The sequence below is a fragment of the Mesorhizobium sp. f-mel genome (genome assembly GCF_053850215.1).
Genome location: NZ_JBSPTO010000036.1, coordinates 21,732 through 47,436 on the forward strand (window position 1 = coordinate 21,732; position 25,705 = coordinate 47,436).

General features: G+C 63.6%; 25 protein-coding genes and 2 pseudogenes. 14 read left to right on the forward strand and 13 right to left on the reverse strand.

All coding sequences use genetic code 11. The annotated features are described in order from the left end of the window. The first annotated feature begins 1 nt into the window (after position 1). The 4 genes from ACWUKX_RS27860 to ACWUKX_RS27875 all read left to right on the forward strand — a co-directional run bounded on the left by ACWUKX_RS27860 (position 2) and on the right by ACWUKX_RS27875 (position 5,256). Positions 2–703, forward strand: a complete 702-nt coding sequence (locus ACWUKX_RS27860) for a phosphatase PAP2 family protein (protein WP_456009897.1) — start codon at positions 2–4, stop codon at positions 701–703. Positions 704–897: 194 nt separating this feature from the next. Further along, positions 898–1,167 carry a helix-turn-helix domain-containing protein gene (locus tag ACWUKX_RS27865; RefSeq protein ID WP_456009898.1) on the forward strand — a complete coding sequence of 90 codons (270 nt, stop codon included), beginning with the start codon at positions 898–900 and terminating at the stop codon, positions 1,165–1,167. A gap of 134 nt (positions 1,168–1,301) precedes the next feature. Continuing rightward, complete coding sequence (locus ACWUKX_RS27870; RefSeq protein WP_456009899.1) at positions 1,302–3,011, forward strand: SulP family inorganic anion transporter; 1,710 nt, start codon at positions 1,302–1,304, stop codon at positions 3,009–3,011. Between the two features lie 226 nt (positions 3,012–3,237). Next, a complete protein-coding gene (locus ACWUKX_RS27875; protein ID WP_456009914.1) occupies positions 3,238–5,256 on the forward strand; it encodes an ABC transporter ATP-binding protein/permease in 2,019 nt (672 codons plus the stop codon). 144 nt (positions 5,257–5,400) lie between these two features. On the opposite strand, the pseudogene ACWUKX_RS27880 reads toward ACWUKX_RS27875, so the two are convergent. The 3 genes and pseudogenes from ACWUKX_RS27880 to ACWUKX_RS27890 form a co-directional block, all read right to left on the reverse strand. Beyond that, positions 5,401–5,493, reverse strand: a pseudogene (locus ACWUKX_RS27880) (lipo-like protein); the annotation flags it as partial. Positions 5,494–5,574: 81 nt separating this feature from the next. Continuing rightward, positions 5,575–6,516, reverse strand: coding sequence for a CHAD domain-containing protein (locus ACWUKX_RS27885; protein ID WP_456009900.1), 942 nt, complete (start codon positions 6,514–6,516; stop codon positions 5,575–5,577). Then, entirely contained in the window at positions 6,513–6,986 is a 474-nt protein-coding gene (locus ACWUKX_RS27890; RefSeq protein WP_456009901.1) for a CYTH domain-containing protein, read from the reverse strand. Before ACWUKX_RS27890 ends, ACWUKX_RS27885 begins: the two co-directional genes overlap by 4 nt. Positions 6,987–7,077: 91 nt before the next feature. On the opposite strand from ACWUKX_RS27890, the gene ACWUKX_RS27895 reads away from it, so the two are divergent. Genes ACWUKX_RS27895 through ACWUKX_RS27910 form a run of 4 tightly spaced genes read left to right on the forward strand, consistent with a single transcriptional unit; the run spans position 7,078 to position 10,788 of the window. Then, positions 7,078–7,776: a CerR family C-terminal domain-containing protein gene (locus ACWUKX_RS27895; protein ID WP_287337514.1), complete on the forward strand. Its 699-nt coding sequence runs from the start codon at positions 7,078–7,080 to the stop codon at positions 7,774–7,776. Continuing rightward, positions 7,773–8,726: an HlyD family secretion protein gene (locus tag ACWUKX_RS27900; RefSeq protein WP_456009902.1), complete on the forward strand. Its 954-nt coding sequence runs from the start codon at positions 7,773–7,775 to the stop codon at positions 8,724–8,726. Before ACWUKX_RS27895 ends, ACWUKX_RS27900 begins: the two co-directional genes overlap by 4 nt. Beyond that, on the forward strand, positions 8,723–9,643 hold the full coding sequence (locus ACWUKX_RS27905; RefSeq protein ID WP_456009903.1) for an ATP-binding cassette domain-containing protein: 921 nt from the start codon (positions 8,723–8,725) through the stop codon (positions 9,641–9,643). The genes ACWUKX_RS27900 and ACWUKX_RS27905 overlap by 4 nt, the downstream gene beginning before the upstream one ends. Positions 9,644–9,651: 8 nt before the next feature. Further along, on the forward strand, positions 9,652–10,788 hold the full coding sequence (locus tag ACWUKX_RS27910; protein ID WP_456009915.1) for an ABC transporter permease: 1,137 nt from the start codon (positions 9,652–9,654) through the stop codon (positions 10,786–10,788). A gap of 120 nt (positions 10,789–10,908) precedes the next feature. Here the strand turns inward: ACWUKX_RS27910 and ACWUKX_RS27915 are convergent, their stop codons facing one another. Next, complete coding sequence (locus ACWUKX_RS27915; protein WP_456009904.1) at positions 10,909–11,547, reverse strand: glutathione S-transferase family protein; 639 nt, start codon at positions 11,545–11,547, stop codon at positions 10,909–10,911. A gap of 87 nt (positions 11,548–11,634) precedes the next feature. Beyond that, positions 11,635–12,612 carry a threonine/serine dehydratase gene (locus tag ACWUKX_RS27920; RefSeq protein WP_456009905.1) on the reverse strand — a complete coding sequence of 326 codons (978 nt, stop codon included), beginning with the start codon at positions 12,610–12,612 and terminating at the stop codon, positions 11,635–11,637. Positions 12,613–13,686: 1,074 nt separating this feature from the next. Between ACWUKX_RS27920 and ACWUKX_RS27925 the strand changes: the two genes are divergently transcribed. Then, entirely contained in the window at positions 13,687–15,153 is a 1,467-nt protein-coding gene (locus ACWUKX_RS27925) for a S8 family serine peptidase (protein ID WP_456009916.1), read from the forward strand. Further along, positions 15,153–16,502 carry an MBL fold metallo-hydrolase gene (locus tag ACWUKX_RS27930; RefSeq protein WP_456009907.1) on the forward strand — a complete coding sequence of 450 codons (1,350 nt, stop codon included), beginning with the start codon at positions 15,153–15,155 and terminating at the stop codon, positions 16,500–16,502. Before ACWUKX_RS27925 ends, ACWUKX_RS27930 begins: the two co-directional genes overlap by 1 nt. Before the next feature lie 302 nt (positions 16,503–16,804). Here the strand turns inward: ACWUKX_RS27930 and ACWUKX_RS27935 are convergent, their stop codons facing one another. After that, positions 16,805–17,128: a hypothetical protein gene (locus ACWUKX_RS27935; RefSeq protein ID WP_456009908.1), complete on the reverse strand. Its 324-nt coding sequence runs from the start codon at positions 17,126–17,128 to the stop codon at positions 16,805–16,807. Between the two features lie 178 nt (positions 17,129–17,306). Between ACWUKX_RS27935 and mbfA the strand changes: the two genes are divergently transcribed. Continuing rightward, positions 17,307–18,290, forward strand: a complete 984-nt coding sequence (mbfA, locus tag ACWUKX_RS27940; RefSeq protein WP_456009909.1) for an iron exporter MbfA — start codon at positions 17,307–17,309, stop codon at positions 18,288–18,290. A 6-nt stretch (positions 18,291–18,296) separates the two neighbouring features. Here mbfA and ACWUKX_RS27945 read toward each other — a convergent pair whose 3' ends face one another. From ACWUKX_RS27945 to ACWUKX_RS27955, 3 genes are all read right to left on the reverse strand, one after another. After that, positions 18,297–18,641: an antibiotic biosynthesis monooxygenase family protein gene (locus ACWUKX_RS27945; RefSeq protein WP_292313350.1), complete on the reverse strand. Its 345-nt coding sequence runs from the start codon at positions 18,639–18,641 to the stop codon at positions 18,297–18,299. Continuing rightward, on the reverse strand, positions 18,638–19,024 hold the full coding sequence (locus tag ACWUKX_RS27950; protein WP_456009910.1) for an NIPSNAP family protein: 387 nt from the start codon (positions 19,022–19,024) through the stop codon (positions 18,638–18,640). The genes ACWUKX_RS27945 and ACWUKX_RS27950 overlap by 4 nt, the downstream gene beginning before the upstream one ends. Positions 19,025–19,119: 95 nt before the next feature. After that, positions 19,120–19,347, reverse strand: a complete 228-nt coding sequence (locus tag ACWUKX_RS27955) for a DUF1127 domain-containing protein (RefSeq protein ID WP_127208062.1) — start codon at positions 19,345–19,347, stop codon at positions 19,120–19,122. Between the two features lie 68 nt (positions 19,348–19,415). Between ACWUKX_RS27955 and ACWUKX_RS27960 the strand changes: the two genes are divergently transcribed. Beyond that, a complete protein-coding gene (locus ACWUKX_RS27960; RefSeq protein WP_095517651.1) occupies positions 19,416–20,090 on the forward strand; it encodes an ArsR/SmtB family transcription factor in 675 nt (224 codons plus the stop codon). 7 nt (positions 20,091–20,097) lie between these two features. On the opposite strand, the pseudogene ligD reads toward ACWUKX_RS27960, so the two are convergent. After that, a pseudogene (ligD, locus tag ACWUKX_RS27965) lies at positions 20,098–21,115 on the reverse strand (DNA ligase D); the annotation flags it as partial. A 59-nt stretch (positions 21,116–21,174) separates the two neighbouring features. Beyond that, a complete protein-coding gene (locus ACWUKX_RS27970; protein ID WP_027154740.1) occupies positions 21,175–21,681 on the reverse strand; it encodes a YciE/YciF ferroxidase family protein in 507 nt (168 codons plus the stop codon). Positions 21,682–22,087: 406 nt separating this feature from the next. Here ACWUKX_RS27970 and ACWUKX_RS27975 point away from each other — a divergent pair, with 406 nt between their 5' ends. Further along, the gene (locus ACWUKX_RS27975; RefSeq protein WP_023801394.1) at positions 22,088–22,234 is read left to right on the forward strand and encodes a hypothetical protein; all 147 of its coding nucleotides are present in this window, start codon (positions 22,088–22,090) and stop codon (positions 22,232–22,234) included. Positions 22,235–22,446: 212 nt separating this feature from the next. Next, on the forward strand, positions 22,447–22,869 hold the full coding sequence (locus ACWUKX_RS27980) for a thiol-disulfide oxidoreductase DCC family protein (RefSeq protein ID WP_456009911.1): 423 nt from the start codon (positions 22,447–22,449) through the stop codon (positions 22,867–22,869). Positions 22,870–22,963: 94 nt separating this feature from the next. On the opposite strand, the gene ACWUKX_RS27985 is transcribed toward ACWUKX_RS27980, so the two are convergent. Both ACWUKX_RS27985 and ACWUKX_RS27990 read right to left on the reverse strand, forming a co-directional pair. Next, positions 22,964–23,341, reverse strand: coding sequence for a DUF1850 domain-containing protein (locus ACWUKX_RS27985; RefSeq protein WP_456009912.1), 378 nt, complete (start codon positions 23,339–23,341; stop codon positions 22,964–22,966). Continuing rightward, on the reverse strand, positions 23,338–25,428 hold the full coding sequence (locus tag ACWUKX_RS27990) for a TRAP transporter permease (protein WP_456009913.1): 2,091 nt from the start codon (positions 25,426–25,428) through the stop codon (positions 23,338–23,340). Before ACWUKX_RS27990 ends, ACWUKX_RS27985 begins: the two co-directional genes overlap by 4 nt. Between the last annotated feature and the right edge of the window lie 277 nt (positions 25,429–25,705).

Sequence of the window (25,705 nt, forward strand, 5' to 3'; positions counted from 1 at the left end):
GATGAAGAATACCGCAAGCAAGCTGCTCAACTGGATCGAATTCCCGGTGCTGCTGGCCGGACTGGTCATCGCCGGCGGACTGTGGGGGTTCGAGGAACTGATGGAGGTGGCGCGAGACACCACGCCGCACGCCTTCGATACGGAAATCCTGCTCGCCTTCCGTGAAGCGGGCCAGCCCGACAATCCGATCGGACCGCTATGGCTGGAAGGGGCGATGCGCGACATCACCAGCCTCGGCAGCGCCAGCGTGCTCGTGTTTATCACGGCCGCCGTGATCGTCTATCTGCTGCTGATCCACAGGCCGGGACCAGCGTTTCTCGTCCTCGTCGCAGTGGCGGGCGGGCAGGCCCTGTCGAGCACGCTGAAGCTCGGAATCGACCGGCCGCGCCCCGATCTGGTCTCGCATCTCGCCGACGTGGCATCGCTTTCGTTTCCGAGCGGCCATGCGATGCTGTCGGCGGTGACATATTTGACGCTGGGCAGCATGGCGTCGCGCTTCCTGCCTGGGCGAACGACGAAGATTTACGTGCTGTCGCTGGCGGTGCTGACGACCCTGCTGGTCGGCATCAGCCGCGTCTATCTCGGCGTTCATTGGCCATCCGACGTGCTGGCCGGCTGGTGCGCCGGCTTCGCCTGGGCGATGCTGTGCTGGCTGGCCGCATGGGCGCTACAGCGATGGCGCGGGCAGAGCGACGGCGGCTGAACCGGCCGTTCAGTACGACACTGCGCTAATTCTCCTCGAAGTTGCGGCGCTGGGGCCTGCTGTCCCAGCTGGCGCGCAGGCTCTGCAGGACGCAAACGGTCTGGTGTGCATGTGCGACATGTGCGTCATGATGCTTGAACCGTCACAATGATGGTATTATACATGGACCTGCAGACTCAAACGGGGTTTAGCCGATGATCACTGCCGCGCAGATGCGCGCCGCGAGGGCGCTGGCCGGCATCGATCAGAAGACGCTCGCCGAGCGCGCCGGGGTTTCGCTTCCCACCATTCAGCGTATGGAAGCGAGCGACGGCGTCGTCAGGGGGGTGGTCGACACGCTGATGAAGGTCATCCAGGCTCTCGATGAGGCCGGCGTGGAACTGATCGGCGAGAACCAGGCCAGCGAGCGCGGCGGCAGGGGCGTGCGCCTCAAGCCGATCGTGCCGAAGAACCTGCCAGGCTGAGCCCGCAAAGTCGCGACGGCGACCGCCGACAGTCCTGCCGACGATTCCGCCGCCTCCTTGGTTTTTATGCATGTCGTTGTCCCAAAACCGCTGTGCACTTTTGGGCGACATGCATCAGGAGAGGAAGGCAGTCCATGGATCAAATCCGGCGGACAATTCATCAACCGGCGCGGCCGACATTCTCGGAATTGTTCACGCCGAAGCTGGTGACGGTGCTGCGCGAGGGTTACACATCAGAGCATTTCAGGGCCGATGCCATCGCTGGGCTGACCGTGGCCATCGTGGCGCTGCCGCTGTCGATGGCGATCGCGATCGCATCGGGCGTGACGCCGGAGCGCGGGCTCTACACCTCCATCATCGGCGGCTTCCTCATCTCGGCGCTCGGCGGCAGCCGCTTCCAGATCGGCGGGCCGGCCGGCGCCTTCATCGTGCTGGTGGCGGCAACGGTGGCGCGGGTCGGTGTTGACGGGTTGCTGCTGGCGACGATGATGGCCGGCGTCTTCCTGCTCGCCATCGGCTATCTCAGGCTTGGCACCTACATCAAGTTCATTCCCTATCCGGTGACCGTCGGCTTCACCGCCGGCATCGCGATCATCATCTTCTCCGGCCAGATCGTCGAGCTGTTCGGGCTGAAGCTCGCCGGCAAGGAACCTGGACCGCTGGTGCCGAAGCTGATGGCGATCGGCGAGGCGGCCGGCACGATCAATCTCGCCGCCACCTTCGTGGCCGTACTGACCATCCTCGCCATTGCCCTGGTGAAGCGGTGGCGGCCGAAATGGCCAGCCATGCTGATCGCCATAGGTCTGGCTTCGCTTGTCGTAGCGCTGTTTTCCCTGCCTGCCGAAACGATCGGCACGCGCTTCGGCGGCATCCCGCGCAGCCTGCAAATGCCGGCCTTTCCGCCAATCAGCTTCGCCAGGGTGATCGACGTCCTGCCGGACGCCATAGCCTTTGCGCTGCTCGGCGCGATCGAATCGCTGTTGTCGGCCGTTGTCGCCGACGGCATGACAGGAAGGCGGCACCGCTCCAATTGCGAACTCGTGGCGCAGGGCTTTGCCAACATAGCGTCCGCCCTGTTCGGCGGCATCTGCACCACCGGCACCATCGCCCGCACGGCGACCAATGTGCGGGCAGGCGCGCATGGACCGGTTTCGGGCATGATCCACTCGGCCATCCTGCTTTCTCTGATACTGGTGGCGGCACCGCTGGCCAGCTACATCCCGCTGGCGGCACTGGCCGGCGTGTTGGCAGTGGTGTGCTGGAACATGTTCGAAAAGCAGGCCTTCCTCACATTGCTGCGGGCTTCGCGTGGCGACGCGCTGGTGCTGCTGGCGACCTTCCTGATCGTCATCTTCCGTGACCTCACCGAAGGCATCGTCGTCGGTTTCGCCCTGGGCTCGATCCTGTTCATCGACCGCATGGCCAAGAGCATCGCCGTCGAGGCCGATCCGTCACTTGTGCAGGAGGATGTCGCCGACCAGGCCAGCGCCTACGATGCCAGCGAGGCTAGCGATGCCGACACCGTCGTTTACAGGATTTCGGGCGCCTTCTTCTTCGGCGCCGCCTCGACTGTCGGTGCGGTGCTCGACCGCATCGCCGACCAGCGCCGGAACTTCATCCTCGACTGCTCGGCGGTGCCGTTCTTCGATTCGACGGCGGCCAATGTCATCGAGGGCGCCGCGCACAAGGCCAGGCGCGCCGGCGTGCGCTTCATCATATCAGGCGCTTCGCCGCAGACACGTCGCATGCTGATCAACCACGGCGTCAAGCGGCCGCTGGTGACATACGCCGCCTCGATCAGGGATGCGCGGGCGCAACTGAAGGGCAAATCAGAGACGGATTAGCAACCAGGATTTGCCGGCCGGTGGCCACCTGTTGGCACAAGCTATCCCATTGCTGAATGTCACTTTGATCCATGGCCGACACTCGACAGGTCAAAGGCTGTCATTCGAGAACGACCATAGGCGCGACTGTGCGAGTATTGGAACACCGGGAGAGCCTTGGCGCTGCTGGCTGCTGGATCGAGCGGGCATCATGAAACCTTTTGATTTTTGGGCCGTTGTCGACCGTATGTCCGAGGCGAAATCCAAACCGAGATCGGTCGACGGCGCCAGATCGCGCGATGCCCAGACACCGCGTCAGGAGAAATCGAGCGAAGAGAAGGCATCGACTGCCGAAGCCGCGTCCGAGGTCGTCGGCGAAGCCGCGCCGCCGCCGGAAGCCGTCGAACCCGATCCACAGCTGACCCCCGAAGAGGCCGAGCGGGCGCGCAAGAAATATCTGCTAAGGCGTTTCTGGATCAGCGCGCGCGGTTACTGGAGCCGGCGCGGCGACAGTTTCGCCTGGCCGCTCACGATCGGGCTGTTGATCCTGATATGCGTCAATGTCGGTTTCCAGTATGGGATCAATGTCTGGAATCGCGCGATTTTCGACGCCATCGAGCAACGCAACGCCCGCACCATTTATTTCCTGAGCGCCGTGTTCGTGCCGCTCGTACTCGGAAGCGGAAGCCTTGTCGTCGCACAGGTCTATCTTCGCATGACGATCCAGCGCCGCTGGCGTTCGTGGCTCACCACATCAGTCATCGCGCGCTGGCTCGCCAACGGCCGGTATTATCAGCTGAACCTCGTCGCCGGCGACCACACGAACCCCGAAGCCCGCATCTCGGAGGATCTGCGGATTGCTACCGAATCGCCCGTCGATTTCATCGCCGGTGTCCTCAACGCGTTTCTGTCGGCCTCGACCTTCATCGTGGTGCTGTGGACGATCGGCGGCGCGCTGACCCTGCCGATCGGAGGTTCGAGCGTCACCATTCCCGGCTTTCTCGTCGTCACCGCGGTGATCTATGCCGCCATCACCTCCACCTCGATGGTGGTCATTGGCCGCCATTTCGTCCATCTCTCCGAGGAGAAAAATCAGGCGGAAGCCGAGTTCCGCTACACGCTAACGCGCGTGCGGGAAAACGGCGAGAGCATCGCATTGCTCGGGGGCGAGGAGGAGGAGCGCAGCGGCATCGACAAAACGTTCGCCTATGTGCTCGGGCAATGGGCGCTGCTTACAGGCCAGCACATGCGCACGGCGCTGGTGTCGCAGGGATCGAGCCTGTTTGCGCCGGTCGTGCCGATCTTGCTTTGCGCGCCAAAATTTCTCGAAGGCAGCATGACCCTCGGGCAGGTCATGCAGGCTGCCTCCGCCTTCGCCATCGTGCAGGGCGCGTTCGGATGGCTGGTCGACAACTACCCCCGTCTTGCCGGTTGGAACGCCTCCGCGCGGCGCATAGCCTCGCTGATGATGTCGCTCGACGGGCTCGAGCGCGCGGAACAGAGCGACACCCTGGGCCGCATCCAGCACGGCGAAACCGAAGACGGTGCGATGCTCAGCCTGAACAATCTCTCCGTGTCGCTCGACGACGGCACCGGCGTGGTCAAGGAGACCGAGGTCGAGATCGAGCCGGGCGAGCGGGTGCTGGTTTCAGGCGAATCCGGCACAGGCAAGAGCACGCTGGTGCGGGCCGTCGCGGGCCTGTGGCCGTGGGGCGGCGGCAGCGTCGATTTCCATGCCGACAGCCGGCTGTTCATGTTGCCGCAGCGCCCCTATGTCCCGATAGGGACGCTTCGCCGCGCGGTCGCCTATCCCGCCCCCGCCAACAACTGGACGATTGCCGAGATCAACGTCGCCCTCGACAAGGTGGGCCTCGATTATCTGAAGGGCAAGATCGAGGAAGACGCGCCCTGGGACCAGATCTTGTCGGGCGGCGAAAAGCAGCGGCTCGCCTTCGCACGTCTGCTCTTGCACAGTCCCGATATTATCGTGCTGGACGAAGCGACGTCGGCGCTCGACGAGAAGAGCCAGGACAAGATGATGGAGACGGTGATCCACGAATTGCCTGATGTCACCATCATCAGCGTGGCGCACCGCGCCGAGCTGGAAGCCTACCACAGCCGCAAGATCACCCTGGAGCGGCGCGAGGGCGGCGCGATTCTTGTCAGCGACATCGACCTTGTTTCGCGCAAGGGCAGACGGAACTTGCTCGCGCGCGCCTTGTGGGGCACCGGCGCTCCGATCGAAAAGCCGCATGAGCTGGAGTAAGGCGGCGCCATCCCAAAACTGAAATCCACCCGGTCTCCCCGGGGGACGCTGTGGGAGGGAAGCCGTCGCGTCGTACGCACCACTTAAGCAATCAGGCATCGAGCGGGCGTCTTTAAGCCGGCGCCGCGGCCAGGCAAAACCCCGCTATTCGGCGGCCTTGCCGCCCCACGTCACGGCCCAGTGGTCGAACCCGTATTCCAGCGTCGGCTTGACGATGCGGAAAAAGGGCGGCAGGTCGGTCCGACTGTCCCGAATTGCCCTTCGCAATTCGGTTGGCAATTCGGGTGAGAGGCTATTCGCTAAATGCAATAGCGCCAATCAGCCGCCGGGCGCGGCAGCGTCCTCCTGCGACGCAGCGGCCAGATCGTCGCGCGCCTTGTGCGCGAGTTTCCTTGTCGAGCGCCTGGGGCTGTCGCCGAACAGATCGGCTGCCGCGGCGAGACAGGTCTTTTTCAGGCTTTTCTCCGAGCGCTTCAACAGCTTGCTCAAGAGCCACGTTTCTTGAGGAGAGCCGAGCGGCCGGTCGTCGGCATCGAGAAGCGTACGCAGGACGAACACATCATGCAGTTCGCCCAGTCTTTCGCCGAGTTCGTCGACCGCCTTGCGCCGGGCCTTGATCGGCATCGGCCACAGCCTTCCGAGCAACGACAGATGCATGCCGTGGGTCTTTGCTGCCTTGCGCAGATCGTGGAAATCGTCGGCCCCGCCGCGGGAGCTTGCCTTGTCCAGCGCCTTTCTGGCGCGACGCAGAGTGATGCGGGCGCCTTCGGCAAGCACATCGGCGGCCTGTTCGGGCTGGTCGGGCAAGGCCAGCATATCGATCCGGCTGATGCCCTCCTCGCAAGCGGCAATCGCGGCAGTCATTGCAGCGTCGAGGCCGACACCGCCATGCAATTCGTGCTGACGCGCGACGAGCGTCTCGCGCACCGCATCGAGACCGCCGCCGGCGCTCTGTTCGGGAAAGCTTGCTGCCAGCCGGTCGATGGTTTCAACCAGCGCGGTCGCCTCGCGCGGACCGGCAAGCAGGGCTGCCACCTGTCGGTAGCATTGGTTCTCGGTCAGGCAGAACGTTTCGTCGCCGGAACGGACCAGGCGCAGCAAGGCACGCGCGTTCTTCAGCCGCTTGCGGCATTTGTGCAGCGCCTGCTCCGGCCTGTCATGCGCCGCGTCCAGGTGGACCAGCGCCTTGCCGATCTCCTCGGCGAGGATGCGCCTGACCTCGCCGGTCAACGGCAGGCGCGGATCGATGCGATAACTCATGCGGCGATCTCCGGAATCCCCCCGAGGGCGAGCGACGCGTTATAGAACCTCTGCTCGCCGGTAACTTCGCGGCCGAGCCAGTCTGGCAGCATTTCGTCCGGCACGTCCTCGGGCGTCTTGAGCTCGGCAACCACCAGCCCCGCAAGCATCCCGCCGAAGACATCGACTTCATAGAGATGGCCGCGATGCCTAACATGGTGGCGTGTCTTCTCGATGACATGTCCGATCGCGAAGGCCTGCATCTCTTCCGCCTCCGCCAGAGGGATCGGATATTCGAATTCGTCGCGTTCGCGGACCTTGCTGCCGAATTTGAGCGTCAGCTTTGCCGAGGCGCCGTTGCTGACGCGCACGCGCACCGAGCGGTCCGGTGTGGCGGCGAGATAGAACTGGCGAATGCGGATGTCCGCTTCGACCAGATCCCGCCACTCATTGCCAGAGACCAGGAACTTGCGCTCGATTTCCTTGACCATGGCTTCGCACTAAAGCGCCTGCGGCTGGAGATGGCAAGGTGGAGGCGGCTTAGGGTTGACTTTAATCATTCGATTGATTAAATTGCTGATCATGGCCAAGCTAACGAACGCCAAAATTCCACGTCGCGAGACGTCTCCCGCCGACATGACGCGCGCGGCACTTGTCCGCGCGGCGCTGAAGCTGTTCGGACGACAAGGCTTCGACGGTACCTCGACGCGAGAGATCGCGGCTGAAGCCAAGGCCAATATCGGCTCGATCGCCTATCATTTCGGCGGCAAGGAAGGGCTTCGCGCGGCAGCGGCCGATTATATCGTCGACACCATCCAGACCATTGCCGGCCAGGCGATCGGCAATCTGCGGGCGCCGAGCGATTCAGAGGCGGGCGACCCCGAAGCGGCGCGGGCACAATTGTTCACCGCATTGGAGCGGATGGTGGCCTTCGTCGTGGCTAGGCCGGAGGCCGGTGAGATCGTGCAGTTCGTCCTGCGTGAACTTTCGCATCCGACGGCTGCACTCGACCGCATCTACGACGGCGTGTTCGAGCCGACGCATCGCCGGCTCTGCCTGGTCTGGGAGCAGGCGACGGGCGAGCCGGCCGAAAGCGAGGCTACCCGACTCACCGTGTTCACGCTGATCGGCCAAGTCGTCTATTTCCGCATCGGTCGCGAGGCGGTGATGCGCCGCATGGGCTGGCGCGCGATCGGCAACGCCGAGGCTGTCAAGATTGCGGCGACGGTGACGGACAACCTTGGGGCCATATTGGCCGCCCGGAAGGATCGTAGGTCATGAGTTTCCTCTGCTCTTTACCGCTCGCCGCTCTGCTTTTCAGCGCCTGCGCACCAGCGGCACCACTCGCCGTCGGCTATGTCGAGGGCGACTATGTGCTGCTCGCGCCGATCGAGGTGGCGCAGGTGGAGACGATTTCGGTCAAGCGCGGCGACCGCGTCGTGCCGGGCACGCCGGTGGTGACGCTGGAAAGCGCCGATGCAAGAATAGCCGTCGCGCAAGCCGAGGCGGCCCTTGCCCAGGCGCAGGCGCAACTTGCCGACCTGCAGGTCGGCAAGCGGCCGGAAGAGATTGAGGTGCTCAAGGCGCAGGTCGACATGGCCAAGGCGCAGGCCGCCGACGCCAAACGCAGATACACCCGCGCCAGCGACCTGTTCAAACGCGGCACCGGCACGCAGGCCGATTTTGACACCGCCTCGGCCACGCTGGAGACAGCCAATGCGCAGGTCGGCCAGGCGGAAGCCAATCTCGCCGTCGGCGGCCTGCCGGCACGGCCCGAAACGATCAAGGCGGCCGAGAATCAGGTCAGCCAAGCGCAATCGACGCTGGAGCAAGCGCGCTGGCGGCTGTCGAAGCGCGTACTGGCGGCGCCGTCGCCCGGCCGCGTCAACGATGTGATCCGCAATCCGGGCGACACGGCCGGCCCGACCGCGCCGGTCATTTCGATGCTGCCGGACGGCGCTGTGAAGCTCAGCGTCTATGTGCCGGAAAGTGCGTTCTCGTCGGTGAAAGTCGGCACGCTGCTAAATGTTCATTGCGACGGCTGCGGGCCGGACGTGAAGGCGCGCATCAGCTATGTGTCGCCGGACCCGGAATTCACGCCGCCGGTGATCTACTCGCTCGAGACCCGGCAGAAGCTGGTCTATCTGGTCGAGGCGCGGCCGGAGGGCGACTCCAGCGCGCTGCAACCGGGGCAGATCGTCGATGTCGATCTGGCGGATGTCGGCAAATGAACGCCATCGATGTCCATGGCCTGGTCAAGCGTTTTGGTGACAAGACCGTCGTAGACCATGTGACGATGACGGTGGCCGAAGGCGAGATCGTCGGCTTCCTCGGCCCGAACGGCTCGGGCAAGACGACGACCATCCGCATCATGTGCGGCCTGCTGACGCCGGACGAGGGCGAAGGCACGGTGCTCGGCTTCGACATCCGCAGCGACAGTCTGAGGATCAAGCGTGAAGTCGGCTATATGACGCAGAAATTCTCGTTCTACGAGGATCTGACCATTGCCGAGAACCTTGAATTCGTGGCGCGGCTCTATGGGTTGAAGCCGCTTAACGAGCATGTCAGCAGGACGCTGGAAGATCTTGGCCTCACCTCGCGCAAGGACCAGTTGGCCGGTACGCTGTCCGGTGGCTGGAAGCAGCGGCTGGCACTGGCCGCATGCATCATGCACAAGCCCAGATTGCTGTTGCTCGATGAGCCGACGGCGGGCGTCGACCCGAAGGCGCGGCGCGAATTCTGGGACGAGATCCATGGGCTGGCCAGCGGCGGACTGACCGTTCTGGTCTCCACGCATTACATGGACGAGGCCGAGCGCTGCCACCGCATCAGCTACATCTCCTACGGCAGGGTGCTGGCCACCGGCACGGTCGACGAGGTGGTCAGGAATGCCGGCCTGACGACCTTCGTCGTGCACGGCCAGCGGCTTGACCAGCTTGCTGCCGCACTCAGCGATCGCCCCGGCGTCGACCAGGTAGCGCCGTTCGGCGCGACGCTGCATGTCGTCGGCTCCGACAGGAAGGCGCTTAAGGCAGCTCTCGCCGATGTCGAGAAAGAGCACAAGGGCGTGACTGTGACGCCAGGCGAGACCAGCCTGGAGGATGTGTTCATCCAGTTCATGTCCGGCTCGAAGGACAATATGGGATGAGAAACCGGATAAACAGCGTCTTTTCCCTCGCCAGGCTCGGCGCGCTGCTGATCAAGGAGTTCATCCAGATGCGGCGCGACCGCATCACCTTCGCCATGATGCTGGGCGTGCCGCTGATGCAGCTCGTGCTGTTTGGCTATGCCATCAACAACGATCCGAAGAGCCTGCCGGCAGCCTTGGTGGCGATGAGCAGCGATCCCTACACGCGGGCCATGGTCTCGGCGCTGCAGACCACCGGCTATTACAGGTTCGACCATGTCGTGCAAAGTGCCGCCGAGGCCGAATTCCTGATGGCGCGTGGCGACGTCGCCTTCGTCGTCACCATTCCCGCCGATTTTGCCCGGCGAGTCGAGCGCGGCGACCAGCCGCAAATCCTGATCGAGGCTGATGCGACCGACCCGGCAGTCGCCAGCGGCGCCATCTCGACGCTCGGCACCGTGGCCAACCAGGCGCTGCTCCGGGCGCGCGGCATGCAGGAAACGGCCGCCGAGACCGCCCGAGGCCAGCTCGAGGTCGTTGTCCACCGACGCTACAATCCGGAAGGCATTTCGCAATACAACATCGTGCCCGGCCTGCTCGGCGTCATCCTGCAGATGACGATGGTGATGATGACCTCGATCGCGCTGACACGCGAGACCGAGCGCGGCACGATGGAGAATCTTCTGGCGATGCCCTCCAGCCCGCTCGAGATCATGCTGGGCAAGGTGCTGCCCTATCTGGTGGTCGGCGCCGTTCAAGTGGTGGTGGTGCTGGCGGCGGCCAAGCTGCTGTTTGGCGTTCCCTTCACCGGGTCGTTGTCACTGCTGCTATCGGCGGTTCTGGTCTTCGTGCTGGCGCTGGTGCTGCTCGGCTACACCATCTCGACGATGGCGCGCACGCAGATGCAGGCACTCCAGCTCACCTTCTTCTTCTTCCTGCCGTCGATCCTGTTGTCGGGCTTCATGTTCCCCTATCGCGGCATGCCTGGCTGGGCGCAGATCTTCGGCGAGATTCTGCCGCTGACGCATTTCCTTCGCATCATCCGCGCGGTGATGCTGAAAGGCGCCGACCTGCCGGCGGTCGCAACCGAAATCGGCTGGCTCGTCGTGTTCGTGGCGCTGTTTGCCGGCGTGGCGCTGGTGCGGTTCCGCCGCACGCTGGACTAGTCCAGCTCAAGCAGCCTACGCAAATGGCCGAGATGGGTGGAGTGCGGAGTTCCAACGCGAACAGCAGCTCAGCTCACTTGGATGCATGATCATTCGGGTCGAGATTTATGCGGGTCTGGCCTAACCCGGGACCGGCGGCAATTCAGGCGCGTCCAGTCCTTGGAAAGGATTGTGCCAGGCGTCGATTCCTTCAAACTGACGATACCAGCGGCTGACAAAAGGATAATCGTCGAGCGGCAATCTGGCGACATCGTTAAAGGGCAGAAACGTCGCCATTCGAAAGTCGGCATAGGAAACCGAATTTTCGACCAGCCATTCTCGCTCGGAAAGCTCGGCCTCAAGTGTTGCAGCGGCCGTGCGGAAGTCTCTCAGCCCCTCTTCAACCCGGTGCTGATCAATCGGGCCGAGCCCAAACCGCTGTTTGGTCCCGCGTTCGAAATGCACGACGTCGCAAGCTCTCGCGAAGTTCTCCTTACCCCAACTGAGCCATCGGATCATCTCGGGTTCATCGTCGCCGGTGCGCCAGAGATCCGAATGCGCGTCGCGTGAAAGCCGGCAGGCTATGGCATCGGCCTCCCAGAGGCTCTTTCCCGAGCCCACAAGTATGGGCAATGAAAGATTTGGATTCAGCGGCCGAAATTGCTCAGCCTGCCCCGGAGCGAAGGGGGAGGCGAATTCAAACTCGACCTTCGCGTTGAGATAGCGCGCTACCGCGACCGCGAGGCGGGGATTGGGATTGCGGCTGAAGTACAGCTTCATTGCATGTCAGTCCTTGAATGGTTCGACTGGACGCGCAGGAGCGCTATGACGCTTGGCATCGGAGCGAAGCCGGAACCGCTTGCCACCCTATGCCGCCGCCATGATCTCAGCGTAGGTGCCGAAATCGACATTGCCGCCGGACAGCACCACGGCGATGCATTTGCCTGATAGCTCGATCTCGCCCGATGACAGCGCGGCCAGCCCGACGCTGCCGCCGGGCTCGACCACCAGCTTGAGATGGGCCATGGCGTCGCGCATCGCCTGTGCCGCGGCACTGTCGGAAACGGCAATGCCGCCGGCGAGATTCCTGCGGTTGATCTCGAAGGTGATCGCGCCCGGCTCGGTGGTGAGGAGCGCGTCGCAGATCGAAGTGTGGCCGGGTTCGATCGAAACCCGGGCACCTTTGGCCAGTGAGCGACAGGTGTCGTCGAAATGCTCGGGCTCCACCGCCCAGATGGCGGTGGCCGGCGATGCGTCCTTGACCGCAATCGAGATGCCGCTGCTCAGGCCGCCGCCGCCGCAGGGAATGACAATGGCGTCGAGGCTCACGCCGAGCGCTTTCGCCTGCGCCATCAGTTCGAGGCCGATCGTGCCCTGGCCGGCGATGATGGCGGGATCGTCGAATGGCGGGACCAGGATCATGCCCCTTTCCACGTACGGGCGAACCACCGTCATGCGGTCATCGCGGAAACGATCGAACGGCACCACTTCCGCACCCATTTTCCTGACATTGCCGACCTTCATCGCCGGCGCATCGGTGGGCATGGCGATGACCGCCTTGACGCCGAACATCGCCGCCGACGCGGCGACGCCTTGCGCGTGATTGCCCGACGAAAAGGCCACGACGCCACGGCTGCGCTCCTCGTCGCTCAGCGACGACAGTTTATTATAGGCGCCGCGGAACTTGAAAGAGCCGGTGCGCTGCAGCGTCTCCGGCTTGAACAGGATCCTGGCACCGAAGCGCTTGTTCAGCTCCGGCGATTCGATCAGCGGCGTTTCGACTATCAAGCCGGACAATCGCAATGCTGCGGCGCGGATATCGGCGATGCCGGGAGGGGTGGTCATGGGGAGGTCCTGCAGAATGAGATCGCCCATGGTGCACGGAAAACCAGGCCGCGCACCACTGCAAAAATGTGACCGTTACAATTCGCCTTTGGGCAGTAAAGGGGCGTGCCCATCGGCAGCCGGCCACTCTGACAACATCGTGGCGGCGCACATGGTTTTGTGGCGGGGCAAGAAGTGCTTGGCGCGCAATGTGGTTGAAGCGCGTCAAGAGGCCCGGGTCCAGTGCCTACCCGGCCGCACGCCGAACTCGCCAAGGCCGCCGCCTTCGCCAACCCCCAATCGCGCACGCGCAGTCAGCGGCGTCATTATGAACATCACCGGTGGTTCATGATGGATGTTATTGATCTGCGCCTACCAGTAACCCGCTGTTCTGTACGCGATCTGCAACTACAACGACAAATACACGCCACTCTGTTGCTTGTGACAATATTAACTGACATCCTCCGCCTCAGAAGAGTCTGTCGTCCTCGAAATATTCGACAGGGCGGATGCGATGAGTGACAGTTGGCAGAACGTTGTGCTGCGGAACCAGCATCCGAAATTGCGGATGTTCGCAAATTGTGACGCGGACGTCAGTTCCGCGAAATCTGAAGTGCAGCCGGCGCTGCGCGTGACCAGCGAGGAGTTTGCGGCCTCCACTCCACCGCTCGCTACCGCTATCGCACCCGAGGACGCCCCGGTCAGCGGCACCGCCAAGAAGCACGGGGTCGACGTGCAGGCGCAGCGGGCGGCCGTCGAGGTCAGCGTTTTCGTCCGCTCCAGCGATTCACTGCCACCGGTGGCTGGCCAGCAGACCTTGCGCGGGATGGCGACCCGCCGCATGACCCTCGATGAAGTGTACGATCTCGCGCGCGACGCCGGCACCATCTTTATCGAACCGGCCGATGCCCTGAAGCTGCCGCGTCCGATCAAGGGCAGCGCCGGCGGCACCGCTCCAGCCCGCCGGGTCCCAGGCGTCACTCCGACCCAACTCGGCGACGGCAAGGGCATGCTGATCGGCATCATCGATGTCGAAGGCTTCGACTGGGCCCATACCGATTTCCTCGTCGGCGGCAAATCGCGGTTTGTCAGCATCTGGGATCAGGGTGCCAAGGTCGGCCGCAATCGCAAGGGCCTCAAGCGCGGTCGGGTGATCTCCGCCGCCGACATGCAAACCGCAGTGACGGATGCCGCCAAGATTCAGTCTCGCCGCACGATCTCGAGCCGCAATCGCAGATGGTCGTGGGCTCGCACGGCACCCATGTCGCCTCCATCGCCGCCGGCAATAGCGGTCTCTGCAGCGCAGCTGAAATCGCCGCGGTGCTGATCGCGCGGCCGGAAGACGAAATCGACCGGCGCACCTCGTTCTACGATTCCACCTGCCTGCTCGACGCCGTCTACTACCTGCTCGATCTCGCCGGTGAGCGCCCCATCTCGATCAACATCAGCCTCGGGACCAACGGCCACGCCCATGACGGTTCAAGCATCCTCGACCGCTGGATCGACGCGTTGCTATCGGAGCCCGGCCGTTCGATCTGCATTGCCGCCGGCAACGCCGGCCAGGAACGACCCGAGGCTCCGGACGATCTCGGCTACATGATGGGCCGCATTCATGCGAGCGGCAAAATCGATGCCCAGGGCCTCGACCACATCCTCGAGTGGCAGGTCGTCGGCGACAAGATCAAGGATGCATCGGAGAACGAGCTCGAGATCTGGTACGAGCCGCAGGATCGCCTCGCCATCAGCATCCGCCCGCCTGATGGCGACTGGATTGGCCCGATCCAGCCCGGTGAGTTTCACCCGACCAACGGCGCCAACTACATCGCCACTTACCTGACGCCGTTCTTCGGCAGCAACCTGATCATCGGCATCCCCGCCGGCGTCTGGCAGGTCCGGCTGCACGGCCTCGTCATCCGCGACGGCGCCTTCCACGCTTGGATCGAGCGCGACGACCCGGCCGACTTGGGCGACGGCAGCTACTTCTGGCCGTCGTTCTTCACCGAGGCCTCGCATGTCGACACCTCCTCGGTCAGCGCCCTCGCCTGCGGCCAACGCATCGTCTCCGTCGCCAATCTCGATGAACTGAAGCGCCGCGCTCACATCACCTCGAGCCAGGGTCCGACCCGTGACGGCCGGCTGAAGCCCGACATCACTGCGCCCGGCACCGGCATCGTCGCGGCCAACGGCTTCGGCGGTCCGGATGACCCGTGGATCGAAATGACCGGCACCAGCATGGCGAGCCCCTATGTGGCCGGCGTCATCGGCCTGATGCTGGCGGCCGAGCCGACGCTCACCGCTGCCCAGATCCTCGGCATCATTAAGGCCACCGCCCGGCCCCTCCCCGGCGCCACCTATCAGTGGACGAACGACCTCGGCTTCGGTGTCATCTCTCCTGCCGCCTGCGTCGCCGAAGCCTCCCACGCGCTTACCCGTACCGAGCTGAAGAAAACCACGCCGCCGGCTACCGCTCCCACCGTCACCGCCGCGGCCCCGCCGGGCCGTCCTGCCAGTCGCCGTGCCGCCAGGCCTGCAACCCGGCGCCCGCCGCCCGAGGCCGCATAATGAAAATCACCCTGCTCCCCTCCGACAAGGGCGATTGCCTGCTGATCGAGGCCGGTGCCGTCACCATCCTCGCCGATGGCGGTATGCCCGGCTCCTATGCCTCCGAGGTGCGCGGCTATCTCGGCAAATGGGCCGAGGACACCGGCAAGCAACTAGACCTCGTCTATGTCTCGCACGTCGATCAGGATCACATCGCCGGCGTGCTGCAGCTGCTCGAGGACACAGTGCAATGGCGCGTTTTCGACCACAAGCACGCCAACGGCCAGTCCTCCGGCAAGCCACCGTTCAGGAGACCGCCCAAGGTCAAGCGTATCTGGCACAACGCCTTCAAGCTCATGGTGGATGAGTCCGAGGCGATCGGCACTGTCCTCGCCGCCCGCGCTAACACGCTGTCCAGTTCGGCCAACCCGTCACTGCTTCGGCTCGCCGACGCCTTCCGCAGCATCGCCAACTCGATCCCCGAGGCGATCAAGGTGTCCCGCCGCATCGCCGCCGACCAGTTGAACATCCCTCTTAATGGCGAGTTCGGCAAGCTCCTCGCCATGGTCCGCGGCCACGAGGTGATCAGCCTCGCGGCCAACAGCTCCCTCGCCATCCGCGTCATCGGCCCGTTCGAAAAGGATCTCGAAGTCCTCCGCAAATACTGGAAGAACTGGCTCAACAACCCTAAGAAGGCGGGCTCGCTGCAGGACCTCGAGGAGTGGCTGGAAGAAAACGACGGTCCGATCCCGCCCGGCTTCGGCGTGTCCATCGACGACGAACTGGGCCACCGCAAGGACGTCACCGAGCCCAACCTCGCCTCGCTCATGCTGCTGCTCGAGGAGCCGAAGGCTAGCGGCGGTGTCACCCGCGTCATCATGACCGGCGATGGCCATGCCGACGATATCCTCGCCGGCCTCACCCATCACGGCCGCCTCGCCGATGGCGCCGGGCTGCATGTCGACGTGCTGAAGCTCCAGCACCACGGTTCCGAGCACAATCTGCACCGCGCCTTCGCCAGGCGCATCACCGCCGATCACTACCTGATCTGCGCCAACGGCAAGGACAAAAACCCCGACCTGCGTGTCCTCGAGGTGCTGCTCGATTCCCGGCTGGGCGTTGCCGACAAGCTCTCCCCGAACGCGGAAGCCGGCCAGCCCTTCACCATATGGCTCAACTGCAGCACCCACTATCTCGACAAGCAGCAGGCCGCCTACATTGCGAAGAAGGGCACGCGCTCCACCGAGCTCGGCAAGAACATCGCTCATATGAAGGCGGTCGAGGCTCTCCTCGCCGAGGCCAAACAGCACAACCCCGGCAGGCTGAAGCTCAAATCCCTCAAAGCCTCGCCGCTCGAACTCGAGGTCTGAACCGATAACGCGTCGAGTCAGCCCGCGCATCACCAGCGCCACCACGCCGTCGCGCCTGCATGGACTGCTTGGGAGGCTCCAAAATATGGCGACCGCCATGGGGCCCGGGCCTGCGGCGAACTGGCCGCTCCGGCCCTCCGCTCTGGCTTCGGGCGTTCTTCAATTGACGAATGGCTGTCAATTGCCCCGGTCTGGTAGCTGATTGCCTCAGCCGGAGGCCGCTGCCGGCGGCAGCTCCCTGGGTTCGAATCCTTTGAAAGGTCCCCTGGACCTTTTCAATTCGCCTGCGACGAACCGGGTTCTCACCCCAAAAGCGTCCTTTTCCGTTTGGCGCCGCCCATCTTGCGCCAAGTGTTAAAGCGATGGGTGGCGGCGGCGAAGGAGATCTTCATCTGCTGGGCAACCGAATAGCGCGATTTGCCCTCGTCGAACATGCGGTAGCAGCACTCGACGCCCTCCTCTGTCAGCTTGCCGTCGGGCGCTTTGTTGTGCGGATTGGCCGGATCGAATTTTTGGACCTGCTGCTCGACCAAGCCTTTAAGGCGCTGCAGGTCCCCCTCGATGCTGGCGATGAGGTCGAGAACGGGTTTCGGGTCAAATGCATGGGTGGGCAATTTTGCCGGCATTTACGGTTTCCTTTCTCTTGGCTTAAGTTCGGCTATATAGGTGAACATTCGCCAATGAAGAAGAGGTGGCGGAAGAATCCCGGAGTCGCTAATTTTGAACGTCCGGCCGACGGGCGCGATTGACCAAGAGCGCACCAAACCCTAGTTTAGAATTATTCTAAACTGGGGTGAATTTCTCATGCTTTCTCGTGTTTTCGGTTTTGGCCGCCGTCCTTTCGAGTCGCTCTCGGAGCAAGAGATCCTGGCGCTCGCCATCTCTTCCGAGGAGGATGACGGGCGCATCTACCGCGCCTATGCCGACGGGCTGGCGGGTAGCTTTCCGCATTCGGCCAAAGTGTTCGAGGAGATGGCCGAGGAAGAGGACGGCCATCGCGACTCGCTAATCGAGCTTCACCGCGAACGTTTCGGCGAACGCATTCCGCTGATCCGGCGCGAGCATGTGAAGGGCTATTACGAGCGCAGGCCCGACTGGCTGGTCAGGCCGCTGGGCATCGAGCATGTGCGCCAACAGGCTGAAACGATGGAGCGGCAAGCCTATCTGTTTTATGTCGAGGCGGCGAAACGCACCAGCGATGCCTCGACGCGAAAGCTGCTCGACGATCTGGCGGTCGCCGAACAGGGCCACGAGACGTTGGCGCAGCGGCTGGAGAAAAAGCATGTGCCGGGTGCGGTGAAGGATGAGGAAGCCGCGGCCGAGCAGCGCCAGTTCATCCTGACCTATGTACAGCCGGGACTGGCCGGGCTGATGGACGGATCGGTGTCGACGCTGGCGCCGATCTTCGCCGCCGCCTTCGCCACGCACGACACGTTCCAGACCTTCCTGGTCGGGCTTGCCGCCTCGATCGGCGCCGGCATCTCGATGGGCTTCACCGAGGTCGCCTCCGACGACGGACGGCTGTCGGGGCGCGGCTCGCCGGTTAAACGCGGCATCACCACAGGCGTCATGACGGCGCTGGGCGGTCTCGGTCACGCCTTGCCCTACCTCATTCCGTATTTCTGGACCGCGACAATTCTCGCGGTCGTGGTGGTGTTCTTCGAGCTGTGGGCGATCGCCTTTGTGCAGAACCGTTACATGCAGACGCCATTCTGGCGCGCCGCCTTCCAGGTGGTGCTGGGCGGCGCGCTGGTGTTTGCGGCTGGAGTGCTGATCGGGAATGCCTAGAGAGCGCTACCCATTCACCGCCCGGCTGTCCTCAGGCGCCTCGGCGCGTTCGGTCAGGCCGTAGTCGCGCACGACATGGGCGATGCGCAGACGATAGCCGGCAAAGATGCCGCCACGGCCGGCCTTCTGCGCCTGCCTATGTTCCTCCGTGTTGCGCCAGGCCTTGACCGCCTCCTCGTCGCGCCAGAACGACAGCGACAGGATGCGGTTCGGGTCGGTGAGGCTCTGAAAGCGCTCGATGGTGAGAAACCCGTCTATGCCGTCGAGCAGCGGACGCAGGTCGGCTGCGAGGCCGAGATAGGCGTCGCGCTTGCCCGCTGCCGGCTCGACTTCGAAGATGACGGCGATCATAGTTTCACCTTTCCTTCAGGCATGATCTCGGTCTGAAAAGTCTGCAACTTCTGGGGATCATGCTTCGGTGCGTGCGGCCCGGACGCGAGTTTCAGAAACGTCCGATCCTCCTTCAGGATGAATCTTTCACGCCGGGCGAATTGGTAATTCGCCCGGCCGACCGGATCGGCGGCGAGCCTGATGCGGTAGGCTTCGTAAGCCGCCAGGCTGTCGATATTGTAAGCGGCGTAGGCGGTGGTGGCCGAGCCCTCATGCGGCGCAAAATAGCCGATCAGATCGGCGCCGCAGCGCGGGATGGCCTCGCCCCAGTTGCGGGCATATTCCTCGAATGCCGCCTTGCCGAACGGGTCGATCTCGTAACGGATGAAGCAGGTGATGGTCATCTTTTGTCTCCTTGCTGGATTTGTTTGTTGTAGCGACAGTTCGAGTGGGGTCGAAACGTTCGGCGGACCGATGTGCTAGGCAATTTCTCTGGTGGTCACGCTTGCCAGAAGCACTTCGCGCATTCGCGGCGAACGTCTTCTGGCGTCAGGCCAACATCGCGCAAAAGGTGCTCGTCAATCTCGGCGAGGTCGAGGCGCTGCAGATGGCGGTCGTACCACCGCGCCAGGAGCCGCAGATGCAACCTGCGCAAGATAATGAACGGAAACGGCCGACGGCCGAAGCGCCTGACAAGCACGGTGTGGGGAACGGTTCTTGCGGTCATCGTTGTCTCCTTGATCTCAGCCGAGGATAGTGGTTATCTGACGACAATGCTTCGATAAGGAACGAACTATGCGTGAAGGACCAGATATAGCCCGCATCGCCAGCCTGGTCGGCGATCCGGCGCGAGCAAACATGCTGACCGCGCTGATGGGCGGCACGGCACTGACGGCGAGCGAACTGGCGCTCGAGGCCGGCGTTTCGCTGCCGACTGCCAGCTCGCATCTGTCGAAACTGATGGAGGGCGGGCTGCTGACGCTGGCAAGCCAGGGGCGGCATCGCTACTACGGCCTCGCCGGGCCGCAGGTGGCGGGCATGATCGAGGCGATCACCGGTGTCGCCGCTGCGGTCGGGCCGCAACGGGTGCGGCCGGGTCCGCGTGATGCGGCCATGCGCGCGGCGCGGGTTTGCTACGACCACCTCGCCGGAGAACAGGCAGTGGCGATGCTGGATCGTCTTGTCGGCAAAAAAGTCCTCATCCGCGACGATAAGGAGATCAGGCTTGGGCCGTCAGCCGCCGCGCATTTCGCCGAGATCGGCATCGATGTCGAGAGCAAGGCGCGGCGACCCGTGTGCCGGGCCTGCCTCGACTGGAGCGTGCGGCGCTCGCATCTAGCCGGCACGCTGGGCGCGGCCATTCTCGACAAGATCCTTTTGGAAAAATGGGCGCGGCGCGAAAAGGACAGCCGCGCGGTGATCTTTTCGCCGATGGGCAAGCAGGCCTTCGAGACGGTTTTTCTCGGCTGAAAGATGATCAGCCGCCCTTGAGCGGCTTGCCCTGCTTGAAAAAATCCGTCCAGGGATCGGCTTTCGCCAACTGCTTCAGCGTCGTCTTGTCGCCGACCGGAAAGGCGTTCGGCGCCAACCCGGCCTCGATCTCCGCCCAGGTCGCCGGCATCGAGACCGTAGCGCCTTTCTTGGCCCGCGACGAATAGGGTGCCACCGTGGTCGAGCCCCGGCCATTGCGCAGATAGTCGACGAAGATCTTGCCGGTGCGCGCCTTCTTCGACAGCGTCGCTGTATACCGATCAGGGGCGGCCTGCTCGAGGGCGCTGGCGAAATCGTGAGCGAAGTCCTTCACCTCATCCCAATCCGCCGACGGTTTCAGCGGCACGACGACATGATAGCCCTTGCCGCCGGAGGTCTTGACGAAATGCGGCAATGACAGCTCATCGAGCTGGCCCCGGATTTGGAGCGCCGCCGCGCGCACCGCTTTCACGTCGACGCCTTCGTCGGGATCGAGATCGAAGATGATCTGGTCCGGCTTGTCCAGTTCGTCGATGGTGCAGCCCCAGATATGGATCTCGACCACGCCGAGCTGGACTAAGGCAGCGACACCATCGAAATCGCGGATGAACAATATCTCCTCGCCGTCCATCGGATCCTTCATCCTGGCGATTTTTTCGTGCATGCCTGCGGACGCATGCTTTTGGAAGAAGCGTTGGCCGCCGACGCCGTCCGGCGCCCGTACAAGGCTGAGCGGCCGATTGACGACGTATTGTTGCATGCGCGGCCAGACCAAAGCGTAATGATCGAGCAGACCCTGCTTAGAGACCTTCTCTTGCGGCCACAGAAGCTTGTCGGGATGAGAAAGTTTTACGACGGTTTTTGCCCTCCCGGCGGATTTGACAGAGCTCTCGCCCTTGCCCCCGGCAGGCTTTGCCTTGGTGTCGGCCTTGCCTGCGGGTGCCTTCGGCTTTTCCTGCACGACTTCCTCCGCCGGTTTGTCCTCGCGCAATCTGGAACGAGGCGTGGCGCATTATACGGTCGACGTCCAGGTACGGAAAGTGAGGCAAAGCCGCGTTGTCCGGCCTTGCCTCGATCGCGAGTGCTATTCCGCGGCCTGAAGGTTGACCTTGGCTTCCGCAATCTCGGTAAGCTTGCGGTCGGTCGCCTGCTCTTCCTTGATGTTGTTGGCCAGGACATTGGCACAGTCGGTGCGGCCAAGCTGCTTGGCCCAGGCGATCAGGGTGCCGTAACGGGTTATCTCGTAGTGCTCGACCGCTTGCGCGGATGCGATCAGGGCGGCGTCGAGAACGTCCTTGTCGTCGATGTCGCCGCTGACTTCATCGGCTTCCTCGAGAATGCCGTCGATAGCCGGACAGTTGACCGTCTTGGCCTTCACGCCATGCAGTTCGAACACCTTCTCGACCCGCTCGATATGGCCTTTGGTCTGGCCGAGGTGCTTCTCCAGGCCGGCTTTCAGCTGCGGATCGGTCGCCTTGTCGATCATCTTCGGCAGCGACTTCTCGATCTGTTTTTCGGCGTAATAGATGTCGCGAAGCGTGTGGACGAAGAGGTCGTCCAGCGTCTTGATGTCTTTCGAAAAGAAACCCATGGCTTTGCCTTTCCATTGTTCTTGTGGTGCGGGGTCCTGGCGGCGGTTCCGCACGGAAGCCGCTGCCTGCTGGGCCGGGTTGGTCCCGGCTTTTAGGGTCAACGTGCGGCTATCGGACGGGTTCCTGGCTTTCCCCGAGCACGCACGGAAATTTCGTGGCGCCGGCCAAAGTTGAAACACAAGCGCGCCGCAGCGACATCCAAACGAAACATATGTGATGCAAAAGTCACACTAGCCGGAATGCCGACGAACTGCATGGAAAGACCCCGAATCAGCCGCATTCCAGCCACGAACCAAGGCCTTTTTGACCAAAGATTAACATCGTGTTCACCGACTATTCACGCCTCGACGCTATGATCCCCGCAATTCGGAAGGGACATCCGAAATCGGGACAGGGACAGGGACAATGAACTTCTTGACGCACCTCATCGGCTACGCTGCCGCCATCCGCGAATTCGTCGCGCCGACCTACCGGCCGGAGCGCTATTACATGCGCGGCCCCGGCCCCGCTTGCGCACGCCGCGGCCACACGCTCGGCATCAGCGCGCACTGATGACGACCATGGAAGGCCGTCACGACAGCCGGATCTGCAGGCCGGCCGCAGATCACCGTGCGACGACCTATCGCGCGGAACGTCCTGGGCTCGCCGACAGGCGGCGTGCGACAACGCCGAGGTTCTGAGATTCTAGAGCTTTGAGATTCAGGGGCTTTGATCTCGCCGCCGGCAAGCTTAGTGTCGTTTGACACCAAGCAGCCGGGACTCGCGTGACCGCCCAGCCAGACCATCCTCCCGAAAAGCCAGCCTTCGATGCAAGCCAGCCTCTGATCGTGTTCGACAGCGTCTGCGTGCTGTGCTCTGGCTTTGTGCGCATGGTGGTCAGGCTCGACCGCAAAAGCCGCTTCCGTTTCGCCACGGCGCAGTCGCCGCTCGGCGAAGCGCTGTTCCGAAAATACGGGCTGCGGACGGACAGCTACGAGACCAATCTGGCCCTCATCGACGGTGCCGCCTTCACGCGGCTGGACAGTTTCATTGCCGTGATGGCGGAACTGGGCTGGCCGTGGCGGGCGGCGAGATCTTTACTCCTGCTGCCGCGCCCGCTTCGCGACTGGCTCTACGATCGCGTTGCGAAGATCGTTACACGCTGTTCGGCAGGAAAGAGAGCTGCGAGATCCCGTCCGCCGAGTTGAAAGGGCGGCTGATTGGCTAGGTCGGCCACTGCAAGGGTTCTATCCTGCACGATACCGCGGGCGGATCGGCACCCCCCTTTGCCGGAATGATCCGTTATCGCGGCTGGCTCGAACCTTCGCAAGGCTCCAGCAAGATCGCGTCGCCTGCCGCCCTGGCGAGTTCGCGGCAGTCCTGAATCGTGCACAGCGTCCAGCCTTCACCCGTCGCGCCAGAGGCCGCGAGCACAAGGCGCCGCTGCGGCGCCATCTTGGGTTTATAGGCCCACCAACCGTCCCGCAGCACCGAGCCTTCCGGCGGCTCCATGCCGGCACCTGAGCCCTTGATCCGCGCCTCGGCGATCTGCAAGCCGGAAGGCATCACTTTCCAGTCTTCCTGCCAACGCGTCTTTTCCACCGAATGCGTCCAGGCGAGCGTGAACGCAGCCACAGTGAGCGTCACCGTCTTGCCGGCGGCGAGAATACAGAGGCTCATGCGGTGCCGGTGGCCTGCCGCGCACGCCAGCAATGCCAGCCGATCCAGGCGACAGAGAGCGCCCAGCCGGCTTCGTCGGTGACTGGCAGCGCCGCAACCAGCAGCACGCCGGCGGCGAAGGCGACGAGACGTTCCCACCAGGCCATGCGCCGGGCGAGGAACCCGACGGCGGCTGCGCCCCACAGGGCAATGCCCACGCAAGCCTTGGCGACGACATAGGCGACCTCGACGGGATAGCCGAACTGGGCGGCGATCGGGCCGGGGTCCTGCAACATCAGCGCCGGGGTGTAGACCGCCATGAACGGCACGACGAAGCCGGCGACGGCAAGCTTGGTGGCCTGGATGCCGATCTTGAGGCCGCTCTCCTTGGCCATGGGCGCGGCGGCGAAGGCGGCCAGCGCCACCGGCGGTGTGAGGTCGGCCATGATGCCGAAATAGAAGACGAACATATGGCTGACCACCAGCGGCACGCCGAGCGACAGCAATGCCGGTCCGGCCAGCGACGAGGTGATGATGTAGTTGGGGATCGTCGGTATGCCCATGCCGAGCACCAGGCAGGTCAGCATGGTCAGCACCAGTGACAGGAACAGATTGTTCTCGCCGATGGAGATGATCCAGCCGATGAAAGTCGAGGCGATGCCGGTGAGCGTCAAAGTGCCGATGACGACGCCGACGATGGCGCAGGCGATGCCGACCGGCAACGCGTTCTTTGCTCCCTCGGCAAGCGAATCTACGCATATCTGCAGCGTCTCGCGACCGCCCTTGAAGGTGACGCAGGCGACAATTAGCCCGGCGATCACAAGACTGAGGATATTGACGCCGAATTTCAGGAAAGAGGCGGCGGCAAGTCCCAACGCCAGCCAGAAGACGATGCGGAAGGCAAGCGGCCCGATCAACGCCGCCAGCGGCGTGCCGAGGATGAGCACGATGGTCAGCGCCAGACCCATGGTGCCGGCGAAGATCGGCGTATAGCCGGCAAACAGCAGATAGATAAGCGCGGCCAGCGGCAGCACCAGCGGCCAATGTCTTCTCACCGCGTCCCACGGATTGGGCAGGTCCGCCTTGGCCATGCCCTGTAGGCCGGCCTTGCCGGCTTCCAGGTACACCTGCCAGAAGCAGGCGCCGAAATAGAGCAGCGCCGGGATGATCGCCGCCTTGACCACCTCGGCATAGGGAATGTTCAGCGTCTCGGCCATGATGAAGGCGACCGCGCCCATCACCGGCGGCATGATCTGGCCGCCCATTGACGAGGTTGCCTCGACGGCGCCGGCGAAAGCCGATCGGAAGCCGAAGCGCTTCATCAGCGGGATGGTGAACTGGCCGGAGGCCACCACATTGGCGACGCCAGAGCCGGAAATGGTGCCCATCAACGCCGAGGACAGAACGCAGACCTGGGCCGGGCCGCCGCGCCACGAGCCGACCAGGCCAAGGGCGAAATCGTTGAACAGTGCGATCATGCCGGCGCGTTCGAGAAAGGCAGCGAAGACGACGAAGATGAAGATATAGGCGGCCGAGACGTAGACCGGCGTGCCGTATATGCCTTCGGTGCCAAAGGCGAAGGTGTCGATGAGCTGGGCGAAATCATAGCCGCGATGGATGAAGGGCGGCGGCAGGTGATTGCCGAAGAAAGCGTAGGCGAGAAAGATCAGAGCGATCAGGGCAAGCGGCAGCCCCATCAGCCGCCGCGCCGCCTCGAAAACCAGCACGACCAGCACCGTGCCGATGATCAGGTCCGGCGTGGTGAGGAAGCCGGAGCGGCGGATGAGGTCGGTATAGAACACCCAATTGTAGAGGCCGGTGGCAAAGCCGAGCACGCCGAGCGTCCAGAACGCTGCTTTCGCCGGTGTGCTTGTGGCGCGCAGATTGGCGATCAGGGCAAAGCCGAGCAACAGCAAGAAGCCGACATGCATGGCGCGCACCACCTGGCTCGGAAGGCTGCCATAGGCGGCGATGTAGATCTGGAAGATAGAAAAGGCGATGGCGATGAGAAAGGCGGCCTTGCCGGCGATGCCTTCGCCGAAACCCGACGGCAGGCCTTCGACCGGGGCTTCGGCGGTGGGGGAAAGAACGGTCGGGGCGTCGGTCATTGGCGGGGTTCCTGGCGGGGCGTTCCCCTCCCCCTTGAGGGGAGGGTGGACAGCCGCCGAAGGCGGATGGACGGGTGGGGTAACCTCAACTGCCTCGACCTTTGACTGAAAAGACGGAGTGCGTCGCCGAGGAGCCCCTCCCGGCCCTGCGGGCCACCCTCCCCCTTGAGGGCAGGGGAATCGCATATGGCGATATTGGGGTTGAGTTTGGGCCGAGAAAGGATTCTTTGGAGAGGCAGTTGAGCGAAGGAGCGACTGCCATTTCCTGCCTTGAGAG

Bases quoted from the DNA above. Each gene is read 5' to 3' on its own strand.
- ACWUKX_RS27860 (WP_456009897.1), top strand. From the start codon at position 2: ATGAAGAATACCGCAAGCAAGCTGCTCAACTGGATCGAATTCCCGGTG.
- ACWUKX_RS27865 (WP_456009898.1), top strand. From the start codon at position 898: ATGATCACTGCCGCGCAGATGCGCGCCGCGAGGGCGCTGGCCGGCATC.
- ACWUKX_RS27870 (WP_456009899.1), top strand. From the start codon at position 1,302: ATGGATCAAATCCGGCGGACAATTCATCAACCGGCGCGGCCGACATTC.
- ACWUKX_RS27875 (WP_456009914.1), top strand. From the start codon at position 3,238: ATGTCCGAGGCGAAATCCAAACCGAGATCGGTCGACGGCGCCAGATCG.
- ACWUKX_RS27885 (WP_456009900.1), bottom strand. From the start codon at position 6,516: ATGAGTTATCGCATCGATCCGCGCCTGCCGTTGACCGGCGAGGTCAGG.
- ACWUKX_RS27890 (WP_456009901.1), bottom strand. From the start codon at position 6,986: ATGGTCAAGGAAATCGAGCGCAAGTTCCTGGTCTCTGGCAATGAGTGG.
- ACWUKX_RS27895 (WP_287337514.1), top strand. From the start codon at position 7,078: ATGGCCAAGCTAACGAACGCCAAAATTCCACGTCGCGAGACGTCTCCC.
- ACWUKX_RS27900 (WP_456009902.1), top strand. From the start codon at position 7,773: ATGAGTTTCCTCTGCTCTTTACCGCTCGCCGCTCTGCTTTTCAGCGCC.
- ACWUKX_RS27905 (WP_456009903.1), top strand. From the start codon at position 8,723: ATGAACGCCATCGATGTCCATGGCCTGGTCAAGCGTTTTGGTGACAAG.
- ACWUKX_RS27915 (WP_456009904.1), bottom strand. From the start codon at position 11,547: ATGAAGCTGTACTTCAGCCGCAATCCCAATCCCCGCCTCGCGGTCGCG.
- ACWUKX_RS27920 (WP_456009905.1), bottom strand. From the start codon at position 12,612: ATGACCACCCCTCCCGGCATCGCCGATATCCGCGCCGCAGCATTGCGA.
- ACWUKX_RS27930 (WP_456009907.1), top strand. From the start codon at position 15,153: ATGAAAATCACCCTGCTCCCCTCCGACAAGGGCGATTGCCTGCTGATC.
- ACWUKX_RS27935 (WP_456009908.1), bottom strand. From the start codon at position 17,128: ATGCCGGCAAAATTGCCCACCCATGCATTTGACCCGAAACCCGTTCTC.
- mbfA (WP_456009909.1), top strand. From the start codon at position 17,307: ATGCTTTCTCGTGTTTTCGGTTTTGGCCGCCGTCCTTTCGAGTCGCTC.
- ACWUKX_RS27945 (WP_292313350.1), bottom strand. From the start codon at position 18,641: ATGATCGCCGTCATCTTCGAAGTCGAGCCGGCAGCGGGCAAGCGCGAC.
- ACWUKX_RS27950 (WP_456009910.1), bottom strand. From the start codon at position 19,024: ATGACCATCACCTGCTTCATCCGTTACGAGATCGACCCGTTCGGCAAG.
- ACWUKX_RS27955 (WP_127208062.1), bottom strand. From the start codon at position 19,347: ATGACCGCAAGAACCGTTCCCCACACCGTGCTTGTCAGGCGCTTCGGC.
- ACWUKX_RS27960 (WP_095517651.1), top strand. From the start codon at position 19,416: ATGCGTGAAGGACCAGATATAGCCCGCATCGCCAGCCTGGTCGGCGAT.
- ACWUKX_RS27970 (WP_027154740.1), bottom strand. From the start codon at position 21,681: ATGGGTTTCTTTTCGAAAGACATCAAGACGCTGGACGACCTCTTCGTC.
- ACWUKX_RS27975 (WP_023801394.1), top strand. From the start codon at position 22,088: ATGAACTTCTTGACGCACCTCATCGGCTACGCTGCCGCCATCCGCGAA.
- ACWUKX_RS27985 (WP_456009912.1), bottom strand. From the start codon at position 23,341: ATGAGCCTCTGTATTCTCGCCGCCGGCAAGACGGTGACGCTCACTGTG.
- ACWUKX_RS27990 (WP_456009913.1), bottom strand. From the start codon at position 25,428: ATGACCGACGCCCCGACCGTTCTTTCCCCCACCGCCGAAGCCCCGGTC.